Below are 13764 nucleotides of genomic sequence, written 5' to 3'. Positions count from 1 at the left end.
TCAGCCGAAATATGCACGGTGACGCACTGGACCGGTCGGGCAGTGGCCAAGGCGGTCGGCATCAGCCTGCGCGCCGTGCAGCGCATCTGGGAGGCCAACCGCCTTCAGCCCCATCGCATCCGCACCTTCAAGCGCTCCAACGACCCGGCGTTCGCCGCCAAGGTCGAGGACATCGTCGGCCTCTACATGGACCCGCCGTGCCACGCGGTGGTGCTGTCCATCGATGAGAAGAGCCAGATCCAGGCGCTCGACCGCACCCAGCCCGGCCTGCCGCTGAAACCCGGCAAGTGCGGGACGATGACGCACGACTACAAGCGCAATGGCACCACCACGCTGTTCGCCGCGCTGAACACGCTGGACGGCACGGTGGTCGGGCGCTGCCTGCCCAAGCACACCCACAAGGAGTTCATCAAGTTCCTGAACGCGGTGGAGCGCGCCGTCCCGGCGGGCAAGGTGATCCATGCCATCGTCGACAACTACGCCACCCACAAGCATCCCAAGGTCCTGGAATGGTTGGCCGATCACCCGCGATGGGTCGTAAGCGATGCGAGCGGACCCTTGGCCTTTGGCTGCGTGATCACCGCATGGATCGGTTGCGGCGGGCCTTGAAGTGTTCGCGCAACTCCAGGATGGCCTTGGCTACGGCCGGGACGTCGGCCTCGGCGATGGCCGCCGTGCCGAACAGCACGGGGCCCAGGGCCTGGAACGGAGCATGTTCCGGTTTGCCCGGGTTGGTCACGCTCTTCCAGGCGCGCGGCGCCAGCCGGGTGGCCACCAGGAACCCGAGGGACCAGAAGATCGGGTCCAGCCCTCCTGCGTGGTGCGGCGCCAGATGCGGCCGGTACAGGCCGGGGAACTGCGCCATCGTCTCCGACAGGCGGTTATGGTGGTCCGCCACGGCCTGGACGGCCCGGTGCTCCCGGCTGCTCTCCGCGGCGAGCAGGGCGTGGTCGCCCAGCAGGTCGCCGAGCCAGATCCGCGGATCGAGGAACTTCGGCCCGATCAGCACGGCGGTCAGGTAGCCGTCGAGGCCGTCCAGCCGCGACACCGGCGCCGCCCGGCCCCGCTGGTACGCTTCGAGCTCCTCCGCGTCCTGCATCGCCCTGGGCGCCGCCGGTCCGGTCTGCGCAGCGGGCTCGGCCGTCATGCCGCCCGGACCGTCCCGGCATCGGCGCCCCGCTCGGCTTTCCATGCCCACGGCAGCAGGCGGTCGAGATCGTTGGCCTTCACGGCACCCGACACGATGCGCTCCAGCACGTCGGCCAGGTAGGAGAACGGGTCGAGGCCGTTCAGCCTGGCGCTGTTGATCAGCGAGGCGAGGATCGCCCAGTCCCGGCCGCCCGCCGCGGAGCCGGCGAACAGGGCGTTCTTGCGGCCCAACCCGATCGGGCGCATCAGTCTCTCCACGGTGTTGGTATCCACCTCGATGCGGCCGTCCTCGAGGAAGGCGACCAGCCCGTCCCAGTGACCCAGGGTGTAGGAGATCGCCTTGGCCAGGCTCGACTGGCCGGAGATCTCCGCCCGCACCGCCATCAGCCGGACCTTCAGAGCTTCCAGGATCGGCCGGGACCGGTCCTGCCGGACCCGCAGGCGGGTCTCCGCCGTCGTGCCGCGGATGCGTGCCTCGATGGCGTAGACCTCACCGAGGCGCCCGATCACTTCCCGCGCCACCTCCGACCGGGTCGTCCTGAACACCGCCACGAACTTGCGGCGGGCATGGCTCAGGCAGAAGACGAGCCGGATCGTCGCCCGCCTCCGGCGGCGGACAAGCGCCTTGTAGGCCACATAGCCGTCCACCTGGAGAAGCCCGTCGAAGCCCGCCAGCTGGTCCTGGATCGCCGCCGTGTCCCGCCCCTCGGCGAACACGTAGCCGACCGCCGGTCGGGCCGGTCCCTGCCAGGGGCGGTCGTCCACCGCCTGGGCCCACAGCTGGCAGATCCTGGTGCGGCCCCGTCCGGGATCCAACCGGGGCAACGGCGTCTCGTCGCAGAACACCCGCTCCTGGGATCGGATGTAGAGCAGCAGCCGCTCGTACAGCGGCTTCAGCCACCACGCCGCCCGGCGAACCCAGAACACCAGCGTCGTCCGGTCCAGCGCGATGCCCTGGCCGGCGAACATCCGGGACTGCCGGTACAGCGGCAGGTGCCAGGCGAACTTCGCCACCACCACGTGGGCGACCAGCGCGGTGGTGGCCATGCCGCCGTCCACCACGCGCGGCCTGGCGGCGGCCTGGACCAGGGTGCCGCGGCAGCATCGGCAGGCATACTTCGGCCGGATGGTGCGCAGGACGCGCACAAGGGCCGGGATCACGTCCAGCGCCTCGGCGACGTCCTCGCCGATCCGGTGCATCGGCCCGGCGCAGCACGGGCACGCGGTGCTCTCCGGCTCGATAGTCGTCTCGACCCGCGGCAGATGCCGGGGCAGAGCGCCGACATTCCGGTTCGCCGGACGGCGCGGGTGCCGCCCCGGCTTCCCGGACGTGCGGTCCGCGTTGTCGTTGGCGGCCGGAGCCGCCTCGACGGCGAGGTCGCCGAGATCGAGGACGCCCTGCTCCGGGTCGATCATCGCGGCCCTCTCCGACTTCGCCCCGAAGATCATCGCCTTCAGGGTCTTCACCTGCGCCTGCAGATCCGCGTTCCTGGCCTCCAGATCACGGATGATCCGGACCAGTTCGGCGGGGTCTGCGGGGAGCGGGTCGGGAGGCTCGGCCATGCCCCGGAGCATACCGCAAAAGCCGGCAGCATCCCAGACGGATCAACGCCTTCAGCCCATCCACCGGGGCGTCTTCACGGGTGGCGGCGCGGCCGCGCGCCACTCCAGTCCGTCGAGCAGCAGCGCGAACTGGACCGCGCTCAGCCGGACCGCGCCGTCCCGGACCGGCGGCCAGGGGAATCCGCCGTCCTCCAGCCACTTCGTTGCGAGGATCAATCCGCTACCGTCCCAAACCAGGAGCTTGAGCCGGTCCTTGCGCTTGGAGCGGAAGACGAAGACGTCACCGCAGTAGGGATCCGCCTTCAGCGCCTCGGCCACCAGGGCGACCAGGCCGTGGACCCCTTTGCGGAAATCGATCGGCTGCGTGGCGAGCACGACCTTGAGGCCGGGACGCGGCGTGATCATCCCCGCCCTCGGGCGGCCGCGACGACCGCCGCGGCGAGGCCGGGATCGACGGCGCCGTGGAACACCAGCCGCCCGCTGCGCAGATCCATCTCGATCCGGCCCGGCGCCGTCTCCCGGGATGCTTGACGCCGGTCCCGCGGAGGAGCGGGCGCAGGCTCCTCGACCACCGTGACCGGAACGAACAGCGGCGTCTGCGCCGGGGTCGCTTCCGGGACCGCACCTGCCTCCCGGCGCCAGACCGTGAGCAGGCCGCGGTTCACCCCGTTCCGCCGCGCGACCTCGGAGATGTTGGCGCCCGGCACCGCGCTCTCCGCCACGATGCGCGCCTTCTCCTGTGCCGTCCACACGCGCCGTTGACACCGTCCCGTGATCACCTCGACCCGCCGATACGGCCCGTCTTCATCCATGGCTTCAAGCCTGGGATGAAGCCTGACGCCATCCTCCATCGCCCCCTCCGTGCTCCGTGAACCCGCGCGTAATCTCGCTCACAGACCCGGTTCCGGGAAGAAGGGTGCACTCGCATCGCTTACGATGGGTCTTCCACTTCACGCCCACCTCAGCCTCCTGGATCAATGCCGTCGAGGGCTTCTTCTCAATCATCACCCGCCGACGCATTCGGCGCGGCGTCTTCAAGTCCGTGGCCGATCTGCAGGACGCCATCGCCCGCTACATCCGCGAGCACAACAAGGCATTCAAGCCCTTCGTATGGACCAAGCCCGCCGACACCATCCTCGCCAAAATCGCCCGCCTCCCTGCACCTTCTGAATGAGTCAGTGCACTAGCGCGACGTCGGTCTTGTAAGCCTTTAAGAGCATGGGTGTAACTGAATCGGGACGGACGGTCTTGGCGTGGCTGACGCCAACGGAGTCCATGACTGCCCTTACCGCGAGTTAACCTGAAACAACCGACCCGCCTGTTCGGCGGTTGCAGAACCGCCATCGAACGGTTCATCAGCCGTTGCGAGCGGCAGATGCATTCGAACTAGGTCTCTCCTAGCCAGAAGAAAGAAAAATATCGGCCTCTTCTGCTTTTTCTGTGTACCGTCATCTAACGAGCCACCTCCGCTGCTGTGGCGCCCTGCTGAATGGGTCAGTTTGACTTGTCTGATCTTGCCGGCTCCAGCAGTTCCAGGATGAAGCGGGCCGTGGCCGCGTTGCGGATGCCACGCACCCCGGAGATCAGGTCGCGGCAGGTCGGCAGGCGCCCGAGGCGATCCCGCAAACTCTCTGCCTTGCGCGCGAGCGTCTCCAGTTCGTTCAGGTCGTATGCGTCGAGCAGACGCCGGGCGTCCGACAGGTGCAGAGCGCTGACCCGAGCCGCCCAGCCGACATCCTCGGCATCAATCACTTCCTCCGCCTTCCCGAGCAGAAAGTGATAGACCAGGGCGTACTTCATAGCGCGCCACATCACCCGCCGGAAGAACGAGGTCGGCATGCTTTCGTGACGCGCGAAGGCCTGACGGAACGCGATGACGTATGAATCCTCAGCCTCCGTCGAGGTCCGGTAGATCGGATGCAGCGGTTTGGCTTCCAACGCCTGCCACGCGGCCGCCAGCGGCGCCAGATTACCGGGCTCCATGGTCCGGTAGATCGGAAACAGGCTGGCCGGCCGGGCCGGATCCGGGTCGCCGACCACGTACTGAAATCTCTGCATGAAGCCATCCAGCATGCTCTCCGCAGAGACAGCTGAGAGAAAAGTTTCGGGCACCGAAGTACCGACGATCACGAGGGCCGGATCCTCCACCACGATGCTGCCCTTCATGGTGGTGCGGGATAATGGCTTGTTGTCGTACAGCCGCAACAGGTAATCCCGAAGCTCTTCCGCGTAGCTCTGCGTCTCAATCCGTTTCAGGACCTGAGCCCACTCATCCTGGAACCATGCTCCCCGGTTGTGTTCCGCGAGCTGTTGCATGAACGTCGCAGCAGTAGTCGTCTGCGGAAACTGCCGCAGCGGCATGGTCGCGCTGATCACGGTTGTCGACAGGGTCTTGCCCGAGCCGCTGGGAGCGAGGATCGTCGTCCACAGATCCGGCCGCATCCGGGTGCCGGCAACTTCGATCACGACATCACGATCGAGCAGATAGGCGGCCAACGAGTTAAGGGTCAGGAAAACCGGCACTTCGAGCGGAAAATCGGTCGTCCGCTGAAACAGTTCTGCGACGCGGTCGAGCAACGATCCCGGTGGCACGATATCCATGCCGCGCCAGTGACCGGCGGGCTTGCTTGCCAGCAGTCCCTTGAGCGCCGTCCGACGATCATCGCTCAGGCGATCGCTGGCGATCAGGTCTATCAGGCTCAGCTGCTCCGGGCGGGACGAACAGGGTGTCTTGCGCGGCATCATCTCATCCGTAGTGTATGGGAACCGCTCGGGAGATATGCCCCTGCCACGCTGACCCAAGGCGAATGCGCGTCGGCACGGCGACGCGTTAAGGTCCCTTCAAGTTCTTCCTCCGTGACCCCGGTCGGCATCGGCAGCAACGGCGCAAACTATTGTAATCAAAGGTAAATCTGCGAAAAGCTCCTGTCAGCGGAGCGTCAGCAGGTTGATGCTGCATCCGGACCCGAGGTGAATATGCCACTTGGTCTCAGCCCGCTGCGCACTGTCGGAGCAGCGGGCGGCTTCCTGGCGCCGGATCACCCGCGGGCGTCACGGCCGGAGCCGCCCCGCAGCCGGTTGCGGATGCGAACGTTGCGCTGCGATGCCATGATGCGACCGAGTTCGGCTTCCAGTGCCGCGTCGTCCCGGCCACGTGCCGCCAAGTCGAGCATTTCCCGCGCGGCAGCATTGCGTGGCTGTGCGGTGCGGACCGGTCCGGATACCTCGGTACTGACGGCGGGGCTCGCGACCGGCGACGATGCCGGCAGCGGTTTCTGCGCCGGTCCCGCGGCCTGCGCCTCCTGCGCCGCGACGGGTATCCAGCGGCCGACCCAGCCCGGGACGAGAGCCCTGCCCGCCAGGGACGCGCCCCAGCCCGCGATCAGCGCCAGCTGTTGCTGCAGCCATCGGACCATGCCCTTCAGCTGGGCTACCAGGGCCTCCGCAGCCGTCCGGCGCCGGCGCTCGCGCCACGCTTGGCGCGCCAGCCACTGGCGCCGGTGCCGCTCGACCCGGGCCAGCCGATCCAACTCGGCCCGATGGGCTCGCAGCGCGGCGATCTCCTGCCGGGCATCGTCCAAATTCCTGCGCAGCATCGTCGCGATCTCCTTCGCAGCTTTCTTCGCACCAGCGGGATCCGGCAGGTCGGTCCCGCCCATGCGCATCATCAGCTCGCCTTTGCGTATTCCGGGCAGCAGCATTCGGACGTTGTGCAGCACACCGGCCTCGTCGACCGCGAGCAGCGTCTTCCCGAGGCCGCGCGCCCGGCCGCGCTTGCCGCCGTCTCCCCACGCCAGCACCAGCCCATAGCCCGCCAGATGGTCGCGGAAAGCCGGTGCGCTGTCCGTCGTCGTCCAGGCAGCCACGACAACCGCGGACACCTCGGCAACCGGCAAGCCGGTCCGGACTGCCGCCTGCTCGCGGGCATGCGTCCGCCGCCGTGCCCGACCCGGTGTCGGCGGGCCGTCATGCCGACGCCCGCAAGCCGGCCGCAGGGCGGCAGCTGTCGGCCGGTCGTGCACCTGGCGCAGGCCGTACTGGCGCTCCGCGCGGCGCGCCGTGCCCATCAGGGTGCGGACGGTATAGGAATCCGATGCCGTCCGGCCGGTTGCCGGATCCGTCCGTGCCCATACTACGTGGTAGTGCTCGCGCGCGTGCTTGACGTGTCTGACGACCAGGCGCGGGTGTCCACTGAGGCCCAGGTCATGCTCGGCCCGGTCGACGATCTCCATCAGCAGAGCGGGCGTCATGGCGCCGCTCGACCAGTCCTCCGGAGCAGGGTTGAAGCTGACGTGCATCAGCGTCCTGACCGGCGGGCGTCGGGCGGTCGCGGCGTAGTCGTCGAAGTCGGCCAGCGCTCCCCATCCGTGCGCGGACGCCGATCCCCGGATCTGCAGTACCTCGGGTCGCTCATCGTTTTGGCCCTTCAGCAGGTGCGCGGCAAGTCCCCGGGGGTCGCCCCGGCTTTGACCCTTAATCAGCATCGGCGGTTTCCCTGCCGGCAGGTGCGCCCCGGCGATTCCGCCCGAAAGCACGCTCGACCCGATCTCGCAGTCCGTCCAGCTCCGTCAGCACCCGCCTGCAGTCGGTGCGGAGCGCGCTGGTGGCGTCCGGGTCGTCGGCGATCCGGGTCAGCTGGTCGGTCATCCGACCCATGCCTGCCTTAATTAGCGCCAGGTCCGTCAGCGACGCCGGTGGCCGGGACCGTACCCGCGGGGCCGCGATCCCTTCGCACTCCAGCACCGCCTGCCGGGACCACTGGGCCGGGCTGATGCCGTGTGCGTCGGCCCGACGTCGGATATGGTCGGCTTCCGCTACGGTTAACCGGAAATTGATCTGGATCGGCCGCTGGCGCGACGGCGGTGATCCGGTGCAGGGTGTGCGCGCAGGTGGGCCATGTGGAGGTGTCGTAGCGATGCCGTCTGTCACGTCTTTCTCCTGCCGGATCCCGGGCACTGTCCCGCGCGCTCCCGGCGCCGATCGTGCCGCATGGCGCCCGGGTGGATATCCACCCACCCCTGGCGCTCATCTCATGAATACTGAATCTGAGATATGCTCAGCATTGGACGACGTCCACGGGCAAAGAACAGAAAGTCTCAAGATATTCGCGCGTATTGTCGATCGTCCTGCAAATAAATTATACGCAGGACTATTCACCTCGGTTGACGCACGAACCGGATCATTCCAGATCCTGCGTCAACGCGAGCGAACAGGGCGGAGTTGCTGCCGTGCGGGGATGCGACTATTTTGACTGTCTTGAAATCATCAACCACGAAGCTTGGGCCTTTGCGTCATCAAACGCGTCCGGCAGTCTCGTCCGCGAGCCTGTAGAAATCGACACCGGGAACTGGTCTATTCTGGTTGCAGAAGTTGCCAGAAGGTTTGCGCAGTCCGAACCAGAGCCGGATAAGTTCCGGCGGGCACTGTGGCTCTACACCGTTGGCCTGGGCCATGTCACCCAAACCCAGCATTACGAGGGGTCAACAGCCATTCAGACGACCCAGGCCACGCTGGGGTCGTGGGGCGCCGAAATCGATGATCTTCACGCGACGGGAATCCGGCTGTCGGAGGAGGTGAGCCAACGCGCCTTTCAGGTGCGCGAGATGCTGGACGCCGCGTTGGCGGACGCCTGGCATCGGCTGATAGCCGGTGTCGGTGTGCACCTGCCGGCTGAAACCTGTGAGAAGATCGATCTACCCGCGGCCGCTGCGCCAATTGTCCAGCCTGGGTGGAGTCGGACTGCCCGCGATGCGGTCCAGGTTCCGGACCGTCGGCCGGGCGGACAGCGCAAGTGGAAGGACAAGACCGAGGCAGACCGGATGGCCAGGGACCGGCGGAAGATCGAGAAGAGCATCGTCGCGATGACGTTTTCGGCTCACGAAGGAGACCGTGAGCTGCTTCGGGCGCTCGCCGCCGCGTCGCGGGCTTCCGACACGGCCCGCCTCGCCCGGATCGCCAGGACGCTGGGGCTGCTGTGCTCCGGACCGCAGAGCGGCTGAACCGGTGGGAATGGTCCCCTCCCGGCTGTGTCACGGCCGTGGGCAGGCGGAGCGTGGATCTCCGCTCTGCCTGCCCACGGCCGTTTCCCGGATTGGGCGGTCCTCAGACCTGATCGAGCAGCATGCCCATCATGTCGTGCACCCCTGCGAGATAGATCGCCGCGTCGGCCGGCGTCTCGAAGCGCAGGACTTGGTGTCCGCGGATCAGCAGGCACCCATCGGCGCCGGATGAGCGGCTGGCGTGTCTCACATCGTAGCCTGCCATATGTGCGATCTGAACGACGCGTGCCAGAATGTCGCCTCTCATCGCCGGCCTCCGCTGCGGCGGTGATGGACAGTGCGGCGGCGCGCGCCATCCCCTCGTACCCTGTACACGCTGACGAACTGGCCGCTGTCCGCAGTGACGGTGCGATCCAGCTGATAGCCGAGTCGCAGCATGGTCCCGTCGACCAGACGGCCGGCGCGGTCGAGCCGGCGGCGGCTGAGCGGCTCAGCCAGGTCCACTTCCAGTCGGCACTCCGAGCCGCAGCCGCCAGTCATCGTGCGGCTCTCGGCGGCGATCGGGTCCAGGTCGCCGACGACATTGTCGCGAATGGCCTTCATGACCTCTTCCGCGTCCGCCGCAGTCGGCGCATGCACCCGTGCGCTCAACCGGGTGCCTGACCGGAACATGACGACTGATACGGGACGGTGATGGGATAGGAGCATCAGATAGTCATCCCTGCTGGTTGTCGTAGAACGGCTCCGTCGCGCGATGTCGCGAACGGGCCAAGCAGCAGGGCAGGAGCGGTGGTGTCGAGTGCGACCGTTGTTCAGTTGCTGGAATGTATGTGGGTTCAGATTTCCGGGCCGGATCCAGGCAGCGTCATTAATTCCGCTGATACGCGCCGGTCGCGTCATGGTGCCAGAGCAATCGCTAGAAGGGGTTTGGCGTTAGGATTCCATCCGTTTCGGAAATGTGATTCATAGGAACCCTCAGTTTTGGAGGGCGCCATGGTGGAAGCTTCGGGAACGGTTCTGGGCTTCTTCACGAGCGTTGAGGACCCGCGCCAGCGGGGCAAAGTGGTCTACCGGCTGGACGAGATCCTGCTGATCGTGCTGGCGGGGGCTGACAACATGGTCGAGGCGGCGGGCTTTGCCCGTATGAACCTTGAGGCGTTGCGCGGGATCCGGCCGTTGGCGCGCGGCGTGCCGAGCCACGACACTCTGACCGACGTGGTCAACGCGCTCGACCCCGGCACCTTCGAGGAGTGCTTCGAGAGCTGGATCGGGGCGATCCGGCCCGACGCGCCGGACCTGATCGCGATCGACGGCAAGACCTCGCGACGCAGCGGCGACGCACGCACCGGCCGGCGCCCGCTGCACACCCTGTCGGCCTACGCGCGCGAGCAGCGGCTGGTCCGGCCCAGGAGGTCGTGGACGGCAAGTCGAACGAGCGGGTCATGATCCCCTCGCTGCTCGACAAGCTGCGCCTGAAGGGCTCGCTGGTGACGATCGACGCGGCTGGCAGCTACCGGCCGATCGCCGCCCAGATCGTCGAGGCCGGGGCGGATTACCTGCTCGCGGTCAAGGCCAACCAGCCCAAGCTGCTGGCCGGGATCAAGGCGGCGCTCGAGCAGGCCGCGCCGGAAACGGTCCAACGCTGCGAGACCGAGGACACCGGGCACGGCCGCCGGGAGCGGCGGCGCTGCACAGTGGTGCCGGCCCCGGCCGGGCTCGGCGGCAAGACGCCTTGGGCCGGGCTCCGGTACGTCGCCGCCGTGGAGGGCACGGTGCTGCGCGACGGCAAGATGACCACCCTCACCCGGTACTACATCACCTCGCGGAACCTGACGGCGGACCAGTTCCTGGAGGCGGTCTGGGGGCATTGGTCCATTGAGAATTCGGTCCGTTGGGTTCTGGACGTCGTCTTCGGCGACGACTACTCCCGCCTGCGCTCCCAGTTCGGTCCCCGCAACATGGCCCTGGTCCAACGCATCGCCCTTAACCTGATCCGGCTCAGGCCCTCGGGCAAGGACAGTCTCACGGTCAAGCGCAAAAAAGCCGGTTGATCAGGCGCTTACCTCATCGAAACCATCGCAGGCACCGCCGCCTGAACCTGCCCAGCCTAACCATGCGGCTTTTGTTCCCACTTCAAGCGATCCCCCTGATGGTGCCGACCTCTTGCTCCAGAGAGAATGTTAGGGTTTTGATCCTCCCGCATTTTCCGTGGTTCAACGCTTCAGCGCCGTGCTCTAAAGCGGATATCTCGTTGAGATCGATTTGCCCAGGCGGCGGATTTTCGCCGAAATCGCATCCGGACAGATGTGGCCACAACCAGGATCTTCACCATTGCCACGGAAAGTGCGGGAGAACCCAACCTTAGGTGACGACTTTGATCAAGCCCTTCATTATGCATCACCACAATACGGTGGGTGAGATGGGTGATCGACCAGGACCTTCTGAGACCTGACGGTGCCGCTTGTCGAAAATTCCCGCGGGTGCCGGTGCGACGAGAACGGACCCTTATCTCCGGCATGGAACCGTCGCCCCGCATTCTGTCCAGTGCTGTTTCTATCGGACCCTTCCTGACCGTGGACGAGGTCGCACAAATCTTGCGCGTTGAGCCGAAAGAGATACTGAGGCTTATTCGGATGCGGGTTCTCGGTCACCATAGGATCGGCCGGAGTCTCTGCGTCTCGGAGAACCAGCTGATACGCTTCGTCAATGACATGAGGATCGATCCATGCCACGCAAACCTGACTACGACCACGTCGAGCTCGCCCGGCGACCGGACAGCCCCTACTGGCAGTATCGCTACTACGATCCCTTTAGCCGCAAAGTTCGATTCCGTTCAACCGGAACGGCGGACCAAGCGGAGGCTCAGCGTCTCCTGCGCGACGTCATCAGATCCGGCGGTGCCAGCACCTTCAAAACCGATCCGCAGCCGAAGACCGTCGTCCTGACCGTGCCCGGTGCTTTGCAGGCCTATTACGACCGGTACGCCTGTAACATAGCCAGTGCCGTCCAGGCAAAGATCGCGATGAGGCACCTGACCAGCTATCATGGGCCTCTGCCCGTAGTCGACCTCTCGGAGGAATGCCAGCAGGAATACGTCAACCATCGCCTCGAGGAGGGCATAAGTCCCAAAACGATTTCCCGCGAGCTGTCGGTGCTCCGCGCGAGCCTGTATTTCGCCAAGGAAAAAGACCCGTCGTTGACGATCCCAACGATCCTCGATGTTCCCGAACTCGAGCCTCGCGGACGGTGGCTGAAGCTCGAAGAGTTCAACAAGCTACTGGAAAAAACAAAGTCTCCGCACATCCGGCTTTACATGCTGCTGGGCATCGCGACTGCTGGCCGACCGAGCGCTATCCTCGACCTGCGTTGGGACCAAGTCGATTTCGGCAGCAGGGTCATCTATCTCAATCCGCAGGGACGAGCCCAGACTGCCAAGAAGCGCCCGATCGTCCGGATGACGGAGATCCTTTACCAGGCGCTCCTCAAGGCCCACGCGGAACGGCGGACCGACTACGTCATCGAGTACGGCGGCTACGCCGTGAACTCGATCAGGACTGCCTTCCGGGAAGCCGCTGCCTTGGCGGGCTTCGCCAAAGGGGACGTGACGCCCTACGTGCTGCGCCATACCGCCGCCACCTGGATGGCGCAGGACGGCGTGCCGCTGTGGGAGATCGCGAATTATCTCGGACACAAAACGACCCGGATGGTGGAAAAGTACTATGCCCATTTCGATCCGGGTTACCAGGAGAAGGCCAGGGCGGCGCTCGACCGCCGGCTCGACGCGATCGCCGATGCACCCCAGCTGCACCCCAGACGGGCCATGGGCGAGCGGAAAGAGTTGCGCGCCGCGCAACCCGGTCCGGAAAAGCCAATGAAATCAGTTCAAAAGATGGTGGGCGCGACAGGGATTGAACCTGTGACCCCTACGATGTCAACGTAGTGCTCTCCCGCTGAGCTACGCGCCCATCTTTTTGCCTGCGAGGCAGTGCCCCGCTGCGGTGGAGCGGTGATTAGCAAACCGCGGACGGCCCTGCAAGCCCTCTCGTTCATCAAAACGCAAAAAGCTTCATCCCGCGGACAGTCCGGCCTGCCCCGCCCCGGCCCTCGCCATCACCAGATGACAGAACCGTCTGATTCGGCTACACAAGATTGACCATGGATCGCCACTTCGACGCCGATGCGGACCGCGCCCGGGTTTTCGAAATCCTGGAGCCACCGGTCCAGACGCTCCCGCTGGTGCTGGCTTCGCCGCACAGCGGTGCCTTGTACCTGCCCGAATTCCTGGCCGCCTCCAGGCTTGACGGTTTCGCGCTCCGCAAGTCGGAGGACAGTTTCGTCGACGAGATCTTCCTGGCAGCCCCCTTGCTCGGGGCGCCGCTGATCCGGGCGCTGTTTCCGCGGGCCTTCCTGGACGCCAACCGGGAGGCGTTCGAGCTGGACCCGGAGATGTTCGCCGACGCCCTTCCGGCCTACGTCAACACCCGCTCGCCCCGCGTCGCCGCCGGCCTGGGGACCATCGCGAAGGTGGTCGCGAACGGGGAGGAGATCTATCGCGGCAAGCTGCGCTTCGCCGAAGCGCTGGGCCGGGTCAACCGGTTCTACCACCCCTACCATGCGGCGCTGAAGCGCCTGATCGACCAGACCCGCCAGCGCTTCGGCTATTGCGTGCTGGTCGACTGTCATTCCATGCCCTCCACCGGCGTCCCGGCCGACGGGCCGTCGGGCCGGTCCAAGGTGGATTTCGTCCTGGGCGACTGCTACGGCAGTTCCTGCACGCCGCTGCTGATCGAGACCGCCGAACGCGCGCTCCGCGCCCATGGATACGTCGTCAACCGCAACACCCCCTATGCCGGCGGCTTCACCACCCGGCATTACGGACGGCCGCGCATGGGGATCCATGCGCTCCAGGTCGAGATCAACCGGTCGCTCTACATGGACGAGCGCACGATCACCCGGAAACCCTATATCTCGACCCTGTCCGACCATATGGAGCGGCTGATCGACATCCTCGCCAAGGTCCGCATCCCGAGGGCCGACTGACCGACGGGACCGC

General features: G+C 66.2%; 15 protein-coding genes, 1 tRNA gene and 3 pseudogenes. 8 read left to right on the top strand and 11 right to left on the bottom strand.

Annotated features, from left to right (window positions below; translation table 11 throughout):
- Positions 1-18: 18 nt before the first annotated feature.
- Positions 19-534: pseudogene (locus IGS68_RS05230) on the top strand (IS630-like element ISAzba6 family transposase); the annotation flags it as partial.
- Between the two features lie 43 nt (positions 535-577).
- On the opposite strand, the gene IGS68_RS05225 reads toward IGS68_RS05230, so the two are convergent.
- Genes IGS68_RS05225 through tnpA form a run of 4 tightly spaced genes read right to left on the bottom strand, consistent with a single transcriptional unit; the run spans position 578 to position 3524 of the window.
- Positions 578-1147 carry a YecA/YgfB family protein gene (locus IGS68_RS05225; protein WP_247880890.1) on the bottom strand — a complete coding sequence of 190 codons (570 nt, stop codon included), beginning with the start codon at positions 1145-1147 and terminating at the stop codon, positions 578-580.
- Entirely contained in the window at positions 1144-2712 is a 1569-nt protein-coding gene (gene tnpC / locus IGS68_RS05220) for an IS66 family transposase (protein ID WP_201070909.1), read from the bottom strand. Before tnpC ends, IGS68_RS05225 begins: the two co-directional genes overlap by 4 nt.
- A 51-nt stretch (positions 2713-2763) precedes the next feature.
- Positions 2764-3117, bottom strand: coding sequence for an IS66 family insertion sequence element accessory protein TnpB (gene tnpB, locus IGS68_RS05215; protein ID WP_201070915.1), 354 nt, complete (start codon positions 3115-3117; stop codon positions 2764-2766).
- Entirely contained in the window at positions 3114-3524 is a 411-nt protein-coding gene (gene tnpA, locus IGS68_RS05210) for an IS66-like element accessory protein TnpA (RefSeq protein WP_201070912.1), read from the bottom strand. Before tnpA ends, tnpB begins: the two co-directional genes overlap by 4 nt.
- A gap of 122 nt (positions 3525-3646) precedes the next feature.
- Here tnpA and IGS68_RS05205 point away from each other — a divergent pair.
- Positions 3647-3886, top strand: a pseudogene (locus tag IGS68_RS05205) (IS630 family transposase); the annotation flags it as partial.
- A 320-nt stretch (positions 3887-4206) separates the two neighbouring features.
- Here the strand turns inward: IGS68_RS05205 and IGS68_RS05200 are convergent.
- The 4 genes and pseudogenes from IGS68_RS05200 to IGS68_RS36280 form a co-directional block, all read right to left on the bottom strand.
- Positions 4207-5457 (bottom strand): DUF3987 domain-containing protein, encoded by a 1251-nt coding sequence (locus tag IGS68_RS05200; RefSeq protein ID WP_201077867.1) that lies wholly within the window; start codon positions 5455-5457, stop codon positions 4207-4209.
- Between the two features lie 293 nt (positions 5458-5750).
- Positions 5751-7196 carry a relaxase/mobilization nuclease domain-containing protein gene (locus tag IGS68_RS05195; RefSeq protein WP_201077866.1) on the bottom strand — a complete coding sequence of 482 codons (1446 nt, stop codon included), beginning with the start codon at positions 7194-7196 and terminating at the stop codon, positions 5751-5753.
- Entirely contained in the window at positions 7186-7359 is a 174-nt protein-coding gene (locus IGS68_RS05190) for a hypothetical protein (RefSeq protein WP_201077865.1), read from the bottom strand. The genes IGS68_RS05195 and IGS68_RS05190 overlap by 11 nt, the downstream gene beginning before the upstream one ends.
- 45 nt (positions 7360-7404) lie before the next feature.
- Positions 7405-7641, bottom strand: a pseudogene (locus tag IGS68_RS36280) (plasmid mobilization protein); the annotation flags it as partial.
- Positions 7642-7826: 185 nt separating this feature from the next.
- Between IGS68_RS36280 and IGS68_RS05185 the strand changes: the two are divergent.
- Positions 7827-8711 (top strand): hypothetical protein, encoded by an 885-nt coding sequence (locus IGS68_RS05185; RefSeq protein WP_201077864.1) that lies wholly within the window; start codon positions 7827-7829, stop codon positions 8709-8711.
- A gap of 103 nt (positions 8712-8814) precedes the next feature.
- On the opposite strand, the gene IGS68_RS05180 is transcribed toward IGS68_RS05185, so the two are convergent.
- Positions 8815-9018, bottom strand: coding sequence for a hypothetical protein (locus tag IGS68_RS05180; protein WP_201077863.1), 204 nt, complete (start codon positions 9016-9018; stop codon positions 8815-8817).
- A complete protein-coding gene (locus IGS68_RS05175; RefSeq protein ID WP_201077862.1) occupies positions 9015-9314 on the bottom strand; it encodes a hypothetical protein in 300 nt (99 codons plus the stop codon). Before IGS68_RS05175 ends, IGS68_RS05180 begins: the two co-directional genes overlap by 4 nt.
- 390 nt (positions 9315-9704) lie before the next feature.
- Between IGS68_RS05175 and IGS68_RS35900 the strand changes: the two genes are divergently transcribed.
- The 4 genes from IGS68_RS35900 (at position 9705) to IGS68_RS36270 (ending at position 12651) form a co-directional block, all read left to right on the top strand.
- Entirely contained in the window at positions 9705-10157 is a 453-nt protein-coding gene (locus IGS68_RS35900) for an ISAs1 family transposase (protein WP_201077861.1), read from the top strand.
- Positions 10127-10762, top strand: a complete 636-nt coding sequence (locus IGS68_RS35895; protein WP_201077860.1) for an ISAs1 family transposase — start codon at positions 10127-10129, stop codon at positions 10760-10762. The genes IGS68_RS35900 and IGS68_RS35895 overlap by 31 nt, the downstream gene beginning before the upstream one ends.
- Positions 10763-11227: 465 nt before the next feature.
- On the top strand, positions 11228-11656 hold the full coding sequence (locus tag IGS68_RS36275) for a helix-turn-helix domain-containing protein (RefSeq protein WP_371821906.1): 429 nt from the start codon (positions 11228-11230) through the stop codon (positions 11654-11656).
- A gap of 77 nt (positions 11657-11733) precedes the next feature.
- Positions 11734-12651: a tyrosine-type recombinase/integrase gene (locus IGS68_RS36270; protein WP_371821905.1), complete on the top strand. Its 918-nt coding sequence runs from the start codon at positions 11734-11736 to the stop codon at positions 12649-12651.
- Here IGS68_RS36270 and IGS68_RS05155 read toward each other — a convergent pair.
- Positions 12602-12676: transfer RNA gene (locus tag IGS68_RS05155), tRNA-Val, on the bottom strand. The two genes, IGS68_RS36270 and IGS68_RS05155, sit on opposite strands and share 50 nt — an antisense overlap.
- Before the next feature lie 190 nt (positions 12677-12866).
- Between IGS68_RS05155 and IGS68_RS05150 the strand changes: the two genes are divergently transcribed.
- Positions 12867-13751, top strand: a complete 885-nt coding sequence (locus IGS68_RS05150; protein ID WP_201077858.1) for an N-formylglutamate amidohydrolase — start codon at positions 12867-12869, stop codon at positions 13749-13751.
- Positions 13752-13764: the final 13 nt, after the last annotated feature.

Source organism: Skermanella sp. TT6 (assembly GCF_016653635.2).
Taxonomy (GTDB): Bacteria; Pseudomonadota; Alphaproteobacteria; order Azospirillales; family Azospirillaceae; genus Skermanella; species Skermanella cutis.
The sequence above is the reverse complement of the archived record's forward strand: the minus strand, read 5'-3'. Positions and strand labels throughout refer to the sequence as shown.

Excerpts from the sequence above, each read along its gene's own strand:
- IGS68_RS05225 (WP_247880890.1), bottom strand. The coding sequence starts at position 1,147 with ATGACGGCCGAGCCCGCTGCGCAGACCGGACCGGCGGCGCCCAGGGCG.
- tnpC (WP_201070909.1), bottom strand. The coding sequence starts at position 2,712 with ATGGCCGAGCCTCCCGACCCGCTCCCCGCAGACCCCGCCGAACTGGTC.
- tnpB (WP_201070915.1), bottom strand. The coding sequence starts at position 3,117 with ATGATCACGCCGCGTCCCGGCCTCAAGGTCGTGCTCGCCACGCAGCCG.
- tnpA (WP_201070912.1), bottom strand. The coding sequence starts at position 3,524 with ATGGATGAAGACGGGCCGTATCGGCGGGTCGAGGTGATCACGGGACGG.
- IGS68_RS05200 (WP_201077867.1), bottom strand. The coding sequence starts at position 5,457 with ATGATGCCGCGCAAGACACCCTGTTCGTCCCGCCCGGAGCAGCTGAGC.
- IGS68_RS05195 (WP_201077866.1), bottom strand. The coding sequence starts at position 7,196 with ATGCTGATTAAGGGTCAAAGCCGGGGCGACCCCCGGGGACTTGCCGCG.
- IGS68_RS05190 (WP_201077865.1), bottom strand. The coding sequence starts at position 7,359 with ATGACCGACCAGCTGACCCGGATCGCCGACGACCCGGACGCCACCAGC.
- IGS68_RS05180 (WP_201077863.1), bottom strand. The coding sequence starts at position 9,018 with ATGAGAGGCGACATTCTGGCACGCGTCGTTCAGATCGCACATATGGCA.
- IGS68_RS05175 (WP_201077862.1), bottom strand. The coding sequence starts at position 9,314 with ATGAAGGCCATTCGCGACAATGTCGTCGGCGACCTGGACCCGATCGCC.
- IGS68_RS35900 (WP_201077861.1), top strand. The coding sequence starts at position 9,705 with ATGGTGGAAGCTTCGGGAACGGTTCTGGGCTTCTTCACGAGCGTTGAG.
- IGS68_RS36275 (WP_371821906.1), top strand. The coding sequence starts at position 11,228 with ATGGAACCGTCGCCCCGCATTCTGTCCAGTGCTGTTTCTATCGGACCC.
- IGS68_RS36270 (WP_371821905.1), top strand. The coding sequence starts at position 11,734 with ATGAGGCACCTGACCAGCTATCATGGGCCTCTGCCCGTAGTCGACCTC.
- IGS68_RS05150 (WP_201077858.1), top strand. The coding sequence starts at position 12,867 with ATGGATCGCCACTTCGACGCCGATGCGGACCGCGCCCGGGTTTTCGAA.